Source organism: uncultured Nitrosomonas sp. (genome assembly GCF_902826915.1).
GTDB lineage: Bacteria > Pseudomonadota > Gammaproteobacteria > Burkholderiales > Nitrosomonadaceae > Nitrosomonas.
Genome location: NZ_CADEGP010000125.1, coordinates 1 through 2,627, shown reverse-complemented (window position 1 = coordinate 2,627; position 2,627 = coordinate 1). Strand labels below are relative to the sequence as shown.

General features: G+C 48.3%; 2 protein-coding genes and 1 pseudogene. All 3 read left to right on the top strand.

What is annotated here, in order from left to right; all coding sequences use genetic code 11:
- Positions 1-39: 39 nt before the first annotated feature.
- The gene (locus QZV86_RS13625; protein ID WP_295629255.1) at positions 40-276 is read left to right on the top strand and encodes a hypothetical protein; all 237 of its coding nucleotides are present in this window, start codon (positions 40-42) and stop codon (positions 274-276) included.
- Positions 277-327: 51 nt separating this feature from the next.
- On the top strand, positions 328-1,305 hold the full coding sequence (locus QZV86_RS13620; RefSeq protein ID WP_295629250.1) for a tetratricopeptide repeat protein: 978 nt from the start codon (positions 328-330) through the stop codon (positions 1,303-1,305).
- 131 nt (positions 1,306-1,436) lie between these two features.
- Positions 1,437-2,627 (top strand): annotated as a pseudogene (locus QZV86_RS13615) (DUF4214 domain-containing protein); the annotation flags it as partial.

Sequence of the window (2,627 nt, the reverse complement as noted above, 5' to 3'; positions counted from 1 at the left end):
ATTTCCACTTAAAATATGGGAAAAACTGTCCAATCAAGTGTGACCACCTCTAATGCCAAAGGATTGGGCGCTGCTTATTCTGCTGCTGCACCGAATGTGAGTATGAACCCCGCTTCGATCGAGACTACGCTGAATGGACTTAATATCGTCACCACGACCAGCACCAACGTCGATATTGGCATGACCGGGGGCTCTCAACCATTCTCGATCATGCAACCATATACTGTTGTGAATTGCATTATTGCCTGGAATGGCGTTTATCCTTCGCGGCCATAACTTGGTTTAGTTTGGCGCTTTGATACTGGATCGCAAGCCCACCGGCAAAAAATGAAAATAGCGTTATGGGTGTTTCTGTGCGCCGCGACTTTTCTGTCTGACGCTCTGGCAGATAAAGTGAGCGGCGCAGAAGGACAAACAAGCAACAGCCTGGCCATGAAGAATGCCCAAGATGCACTGGCATCGGGCAATTATGAAAAAGCTTTTAGCGGGTATTCTGATGTCGCCGTGCATGACAACAATGGCCTGGCACAATTTTCGCTGGGTCTTTTCTATCACAATGGCTGGGGACGCGAAACCGACCCAGTCGCTGCTTGCCAGTGGTTCGAAAAAGCGGGGCAGAACGGCATCCCGACAGCCCAGCATTTAACCGGCGTGTGTTTTGAGCAAGGCACGCATCATCCGGAAGACCCCGTAGCAGCAGCCAACTGGTTCCAAAAAGCAGCCCAGGCAGGACACATTCATTCTTACTGCCATCTCGCCAATCTGTTAATGACCGGCAGAGGTTTTCCCAAAGATCCTGTTAAAGCTCTGGAACTTTGCCGCCCGGCTGCACAGCAAGGCTCCATCCCCGCGCAGATATGGATGGGAAAGTTTTATATGCAAGGCGACTTAGCAATTCAGGATATACAAAAAGCTCAACACTGGTTTGCAACCGCAGCGCAAAAACAAGCGCCCGAAGCTTTCTATTATTTGGGTCTCATCCTGCAGACCGATTTATCGGCCAAGCATACGCCCAAAGAAATCAGGCAAATGTTTGAACAAGCCGCCGCGCTCAAATATGTTCCGGCTTATTTTCAGGCAGGGAAACATTTTTATCATACCGAACCCGATCCAAAAACAAATCAACTGTCCGCAGAACATCTGGCAAAGGCCTATTTGTGGTTGTCAGCAACGATACAACGCTCCGAGAATAGTGAAGAGATCACAGCAGCAAAGGAGATCTTGGAACAAATACTGGCCGTGATGCCACAAACATGGCTAGCCGAACTCGACCAGAAAGTTGCACAGCATCTGCAGGAAAATTAGGTAGAAGCCTTTTGATGAAATTTAATCGCACCGGTATCAAACGATCGCCCGAAAAACGATAACGCTTAAGTGACGTATTTTCAAAAGCAACGATTATTCTGTAGTTTTAAAACATTCAAAGGAGCCACGCAATGACGACTACAAATTTTGACAGCGGTTCGCTAATCACTCACAATGGCGTTACTTCGGCCACCTATAGCGGATGGACATTCGGTGCCAGTAGTGCAGTTGATTTCGCCAATGCCAATTCTGCAGAACTTCCCGTGCTTCTGAATCAATCCGGCGGACGATCCATTATTTCCAATTATGGCGGTATTGGTGTAACCAATTTCTATTTCAAATCTTCGGATGGCTCCGATTTTCAACTCAATTCATTCAAGATTGACAATGGCCCAAGTGGCGCCTCAAGTTCTTTGACCATTTCCGGATACCGGGATAATGCATTAATCGTTAGTGCGGAAGCAGTCAATTTAACCACCAGCGATGCAGCTGGAAACATCAGTTATGCGCAGCAAGGAAATGCAGGAACAGAATATAGTGGATTGCTGACATTTAACTCTGCATTTAACAATATTGATGAAATACGTTTTGTTTTTGGTAGTGCGGTAGAACTTACCGTTGACGATATTGACATCTCAGTAGCAGTTGTCCCTCCCACGATCACCTCGGCCACTTACAACGCCAGCACCAACTCATTGGTTGTGACCGCCACCAACTTGGCTGCTACAGGCGGCGCGCTCAACGATATCAATGTTTCAAAACTGACGCTGACCGGACAAGGAGGATCGACTTATACGCTGACTTCATCGAACGTTGAAATCGATTCAGCCACTCAATTTACCGTTGCGCTGAATGCCGCCGATCAGATCAACGTGGAAGGAATGCTGAACAAGAACGGCACCTCCGCCGTCGACGCTACAACGTTTAACCTCGCCGCCGCCGCTGACTGGAATCCTGCGCAAACCGGCAACGCGGATACCACGGGTAATGCAGTCACGGTCAGCAATGTGCAGACGCCAACCATCACATCCGCCACTTACGATGCCAGTACAGGAAGCCTGATCGTCACCGGAACAAATTTCGTCAAAGCCAGCGGTGCCACGAACGACATTACCGCCAATAAGCTCACTTTCACCGGCGAAGGCAACACAACTTATACTTTGACGGATAGCAGCAATGTCGAGATCACTTCCGTCACGGCTTTCACGGTGATACTCAGCGCCACCGACAAAGCCGCCATCAATCAGATTTTCAACAAAAAGGCAGTTCCGAGCTATAGTCAAATCTGGTGTATGAGAATCAAGCGACCTGCTGTTTTTGAT